The organism is bacterium, assembly GCA_035281585.1.
In the GTDB taxonomy this organism is placed as follows: domain Bacteria; phylum UBA10199; class UBA10199; order DSSB01; family DSSB01; genus DATEDP01.
Genome location: DATEDP010000024.1, coordinates 1 through 5,343, shown reverse-complemented (window position 1 = coordinate 5,343; position 5,343 = coordinate 1). Strand labels below are relative to the sequence as shown.

General features: G+C 56.5%; 6 protein-coding genes and 4 tRNA genes. 2 read left to right on the top strand and 8 right to left on the bottom strand.

Annotated elements, in window-relative coordinates; all coding sequences use genetic code 11:
• From VJR29_01740 to VJR29_01710, 7 genes are all read right to left on the bottom strand, one after another.
• The coding region (locus VJR29_01740; protein ID HKY62115.1) for a GTP-binding protein at positions 1 to 140 on the bottom strand (140 nt) is incomplete at its 3' end.
• 24 nt (positions 141 to 164) lie between these two features.
• Positions 165 to 237, bottom strand: a tRNA-Thr gene (locus tag VJR29_01735).
• Between the two features lie 38 nt (positions 238 to 275).
• Positions 276 to 349, bottom strand: a tRNA-Gly gene (locus VJR29_01730).
• A 24-nt stretch (positions 350 to 373) separates the two neighbouring features.
• Positions 374 to 456, bottom strand: a tRNA-Tyr gene (locus VJR29_01725).
• A gap of 213 nt (positions 457 to 669) precedes the next feature.
• Positions 670 to 742 (bottom strand) — tRNA-Thr (locus tag VJR29_01720).
• A 190-nt stretch (positions 743 to 932) separates the two neighbouring features.
• The gene (rlmB, locus tag VJR29_01715) at positions 933 to 1,676 is read right to left on the bottom strand and encodes a 23S rRNA (guanosine(2251)-2'-O)-methyltransferase RlmB (protein HKY62114.1); all 744 of its coding nucleotides are present in this window, start codon (positions 1,674 to 1,676) and stop codon (positions 933 to 935) included.
• A 168-nt stretch (positions 1,677 to 1,844) separates the two neighbouring features.
• A complete protein-coding gene (locus VJR29_01710; GenBank protein ID HKY62113.1) occupies positions 1,845 to 2,162 on the bottom strand; it encodes a hypothetical protein in 318 nt (105 codons plus the stop codon).
• Positions 2,163 to 2,498: 336 nt separating this feature from the next.
• Here VJR29_01710 and VJR29_01705 point away from each other — a divergent pair, with 336 nt between their 5' ends.
• Positions 2,499 to 3,200 (top strand): glutathione S-transferase N-terminal domain-containing protein, encoded by a 702-nt coding sequence (locus VJR29_01705; GenBank protein HKY62112.1) that lies wholly within the window; start codon positions 2,499 to 2,501, stop codon positions 3,198 to 3,200.
• Between the two features lie 23 nt (positions 3,201 to 3,223).
• Here the strand turns inward: VJR29_01705 and VJR29_01700 are convergent, their stop codons facing one another.
• Entirely contained in the window at positions 3,224 to 3,538 is a 315-nt protein-coding gene (locus VJR29_01700; protein ID HKY62111.1) for a BolA family protein, read from the bottom strand.
• A gap of 79 nt (positions 3,539 to 3,617) precedes the next feature.
• Here VJR29_01700 and speA point away from each other — a divergent pair.
• On the top strand, positions 3,618 to 5,343 hold a 1,726-nt coding region (gene speA, locus VJR29_01695), incomplete at its 3' end, for a biosynthetic arginine decarboxylase (protein ID HKY62110.1).

Genomic DNA, 5,343 nt, shown 5'->3' with positions numbered 1-5,343 from the left:
TAGGCCATGAACTGGGCTCCGCCCTTCTCCGCCAACACCTTCGTGATCGCCGCCGTCAACGTCGTCTTACCGTGGTCAACGTGCCCGATCGTTCCTACGTTCACGTGCGGCTTCTTTCGCTCAAATTTCGCTTTCGACATGATGATGTCCTCCTCGGTTTATTGAGCCCACAATCAGAATCGAACTGATGACCTTCTCCTTACCATGGAGATGCTCTACCGACTGAGCTATGTGGGCGGTCGTCAATTTTTCAAACGCTCAACCAACAAAGAATGAGCGGGAGACGGGGCTCGAACCCGCGACCCTCAGCTTGGAAGGCTGATGCTCTAGCCAACTGAGCTACTCCCGCAACAGGAAGAATCCCTTCCTACTGTGGAGAGGGAAGGATTCGAACCTTCGAAGGCATACGCCGGCAGGTTTACAGCCTGCTCCCTTTGGCCGCTCGGGCACCTCTCCTTACAAAGCAACCGCGGGCGAAGCCCGCGCTCGTTAATTCGGCAGGGCGTTTAGCTCCTCGCCCTTCAACCCACACCGCTCAAAGTACTTTTCAGCTCCCTTGCGGCCTGGTTTTTTAATTCGGAAGACTTACTTCCTTAATTTGTATTTTCTCAGGAGCGATTCCTCGCCCTTGGCCATTCTTATTTAATTTCCAATTCTAAAAACGCAAAAAGCCGACGACCGGGATCGAACCGGTGACCTACTGATTACAAATCAGTTGCTCTACCAGCTGAGCTACGTCGGCAAAGTAAAGCTTTGTACCGGCCCGGATTCCGCTTCCGTCGCGAATAAAATCCAAGCCAAAATTCGTCCGAAGGCCTCTTCAAATATCGATGCTAATCCTGCAATATTTTTAAGTTTTTAGGATTTCGCCATGCTCGTCGGGACTGGGCCTTCAAAAAGTGGACCGTGTATAGTAGCGAGCCCCCAGCCTGTCAAGCCTTAAACCTTTGTTTTCTTACGATTTCGTACATGCACACGGCTGCCGTCGAAGCCACGTTAAGGCTCGAGATCCTACCAAGCAGTGGAAGCTTGATCAAGAAGTCACATTTCTCATGGATCAGCCTCCGCATGCCCTTCCCTTCGGAGCCCAAAACCAAGAGGGTTTTTTCCGGCCAATCGAAGCTTAGGCCGTTTTCCTCGGTCTCCAGGCTGGTCCCCACCGCCCAAAAACCCCGTTCCTTGAGCTGCTCCATGGCCCGGGCCAGATTGACCACCTTGGAAATGGCCAAATGCTCGCAGGCTCCGGCTGAGGCCTTGACCACCGCCGGAGTCACTTCGATGGCCCGATCTGTACAAATTAAGACCGCATCGACAGCGACAGCCTCGGCATTGCGCAGAATGGCGCCCAGGTTTTGGGGGTCTTGGATCTGGTCCAAAGCCAGGACGATCGATTGTTTCTTTTCCGAGAGCTTAAGAAAAAGACCTTCAAGCTCGACATAAGGAAATTCCGAGGCTTCCAAGGCCCAACCTTGGGCCAAGACCCCGGACAGCTTGGCCTCGAACCAATCCCGCCCCACCTCGCTGACCTTGACTTGGCTCTCACGGCAAAGTCCGAGAACCTCCTCTAAGCTGGGGTCGGGTCTGGCGGATTTCAAGTGGAAGAATTTCTGGGCCTTGCGGCGGCCGGCGCGAAGCGTCTCGAGGATGGGGTTCTTGCCGTAGAGGAGCTCGCTCATGGGGGCTAAAAAGCATGAAGTCTCGAGCCGCGGCGAGCAAAAAAAGCCCGTTCGGGTTATTCGCTTGCCCGAACTCCATTCGGGCAAGCTAAAGTTTTGAGGAGGAGCGGGCATAAAAAAAGCCCGTTCCCCCTCGGAACGGGCTCTGTATCCCAAATCCCCAAATGCTTAAGCGTGGTAGACGCCAAAGATCCGGACTTTCTGGTCGATCAACTCGGCTTCAATCGACCGCAATTTCTCGGGATTTTCCCGCTTCATGTAGCGGCGAGCCATGAAGTAAGCCCGCTTGTAGTTTTCCATCTTGGCGATCAGGTCCTCCTGAGCCACCAGATCCTTGGCTTCCTCCAGCTCCAGCCGCGCATATTCATGGCCGTAAGAGCTGTTGTGAAGGATCATTTCCCAATCTTGAGTGCTTTGGCCCTCGGCCTTTTGGCCTTCGTATTCTTCGAGAATCTCCCGCCCGTATTCGATGTCGATCACCGCCATGCTTTTCACCTCTCGGTAGATAAGCAGAGCAAAAGCGTTGCCAAGGAGACGGCATCGTTTATTGAATTTAACTACATGTAATTATTAGATAAAATTATTTAACGGAGGGAACCAGAAATGGTGGCCGAAGACCCCTCTCCCCGATTCGCCAAAATGGCGGAGAAGAATGGAGTCTTCAGTCCTCATCCGCCGAAGCAGAGCACCGAGTAGGTGATCGCCAGGGCCGCTGCCTTGGTCAGTTTTTTGATCGTTTTCATGGGGGCGATCTTGAGCGGCTTTGGAAAAAGCCTTGTGACAAGGTTGAAAAGCTTCGGCGAAATGCACTATGGGGGCCTCATGAAAACGCTGCCGAAGCTTTACCAGTACAATGTCTGCCCTTTTTGTTGGAAAGTCCGCGCCATCCTTGGCTACAAGGGCATTCCCTACGAGCCGGTCGAGGTTCACCCGCTGAACAAGAAAGAGATCGGCTTCTCGAAGGATTACCGCAAGGTTCCCATCTTCGTCGACGAAGCCGGCCGCCAGGTCAACGACTCCACTCCGATCATGAAGTTCATCGACGAGCGCTACAAGGACAAGCCGGTCTTCCGTCAGGGCAACGAGAAAGAGCTCGAGGAAAAGTGGCTGCAGTGGGCCGATGCCACCCTGGTCCGGGCTCTGCCCCCGCTGATCTACCGCAATCTTTCCGATTCGCTGAAGGCCTTCGACTACATCACCCAGGAGGAGAAGTTCGGCTGGTTCCAGCAGCGGACCATCAAGTACTCCGGGGCCTTGGTGATGACGATGGTGGCCAAGAAGAGCGCCAAGGAGCAGGGAATCGCCGATCCCGAGGCCCATCTCAAAAAATGCCTCGAGGACTGGGCCCAGGCCTTGGGCGGCCAAGACTACCTTGGCGGCGATGCGCCCAACGGCGCCGATTTGGCGGTTTTCGGCATCTTGAAGAGTATCGAAAGCCTGCCGGCCTTCGCCTGGATCGAGCAGAATGCCCGAGTCCGGGACTGGTATCACCGCGTCGGGCGGGCGGCGCTTAAGGCCGCTTAAAAATACCCCAATATGCCACGGTTTTAAATCCCCCCTGACCCCCCTTTTCCAAAGGGGGGAAGGCGTTTTTGCCAGGTTGCGGGGTCATAGGTTTGAAGCGCCAGCGCGTGGATCTCGCTTCCGAACAAATCCCGCAAAGCCGAGTTGACCAGCCGGTGCTGTTCGACCAAACTTTTGCCGTCGAAGGCCGCCGCCACCAGCGTCACCTTGTAGTGTCCACCGCCTTGGCGGGCGCCGGCGTGGCCGGCATGCTTGGCGCTATCGTCCTCCACCTCGAGGTGCTCCGGTTTGAAAACCTGTCTAAGAATTTCTTCGATTTTGGGGCCGGTCTTCGCCAAGGCTTCCTCCTTAAGGCCCTGAGGCCACGATTTTATTTTGAATCTGTTTTCGATTCGGTATAGGAGCGCCGATTCAAGCATGACTCAAGAGAAAAACTCCAACAACGACTGGACCATCGCCAAGGCCCTCGAGCACTACAATATCGAGAAATGGGGCTCGGGCTATTTCGGGATCAACGAGAAGGGCCACCTCTCGGTCCTGCCCTACGGCCGCGAGGGACCGAGCATCGACATCATGGACGTCGTCGACGACATCCAAGAGAAGAAGCTGGGCTTCCCCTGCATCATCCGCTTCCAGGACATCCTGCGCTCGCGGGTGGTGACGCTCAACGAGACCTTCCGCCGCCTCATCCAGGAATCGGGTTACAGGGGCCAATACTTCGGCGTCTATCCGATCAAGGTGAATCAAATGCGGGAGGTGGTCGAGGAGATCCTCGATGCCGGCGCCCCCTACCATTACGGCCTCGAGGCCGGCAGCAAGGGCGAGCTGCTCACCGTCCTGGCCCTGAACCAGGACCTCCAGGCCCTGACCATCTGCAACGGCTACAAGGACGAGCCCTACATGCGCCTGGCCTTGATTGGCCGCAAGCTTGACCGCAAGGTCATCGTCGTCATCGAAAAGATTTCAGAGCTGCCCCAGCTGCTCAAGCTGGCCCAGGAGATGCAAATCGAACCCTACATCGGCCTTCGGGCCAAGCTGACCACCAAGGGCAAGGGACGCTGGGAGCACAGCGGCGGCGATTTCGCCAAGTTCGGCCTCACCATCCCCGAGATCATGCAGGCGGTGCACATCCTCAAGGAAGCCAAGATGGAGCATTGCCTCAAGCTCTTCCACTTCCACGTCGGCAGCCAGATCACCGACATCCGCACCGTCAAGGAATCGGTCCGCGAGGGCGCCCGGATCTTCGCCAAGCTCTGCAAGCTCGGCTTCAAGATCGAATACTTCGACGTCGGCGGCGGTCTGGGCGTCGATTACGACGGTTCCCAAACCACCGGCGACTCCTCGATGAACTACACGCTGGAAGAATACGTCGGCGACGTCGTCTACAACCTCCAGCAGATCTGCCAAGAAGAGGAAATCCCCGAGCCCAACATCACCAGCGAATCGGGCCGGGCCATCGTCGCCCATCACTCCTGCATCATCATGTCGGTTTTCGGGAACATCGAGATCGGCAGCAATCCGGTCCTGCCCAACGGCCACGATGAAGTTCAGGTGGTCCAGGAAATGCGCGAGATCGTCACCGGCGTGAACCGGAAGAATTTCCTCGCGACTTATCACGACGCGACGGCCAAGAAGGAAGAGGCGCTCCAGATGTTCGCCTTGGGCCTCCTCGACCTCGAGGCCCGGGCCAAGATCGAGACCCTGCACTGGAAGCTCTGCCGCGACATCATCCGAATCCAGGAGAAGCTCAAGCATCCGCCGGAGGACACCGCCAAGCTCAAGGACCAGCTCGCCGACCAGTACCTGGCCAATTTCAGCCTCTTCCAGACGGCGCCGGACCACTGGGCCTTCGACCAGCTTTTCCCCATCGTCCCGGTCCATCGCTTGGACGAATCGCCGACCCGCGAAACCACCATCGTCGATATCACCTGCGACAGCGACGGCGAGATTGACCGCTTCATCGACGTCGTCGACGTCAAGGACACCCTTTCCCTGCATCCGTTGAAGGAAGGACAACCTTATTTCATCGGCATGTTCCTACTCGGCGGCTACCAGGACATCATGGGCGACATGCACAACCTCTTCGGCCGGGTGAACGAAGTCCACGTTTTCTGCGATGACGAGGACCCCGAGGATTATTACC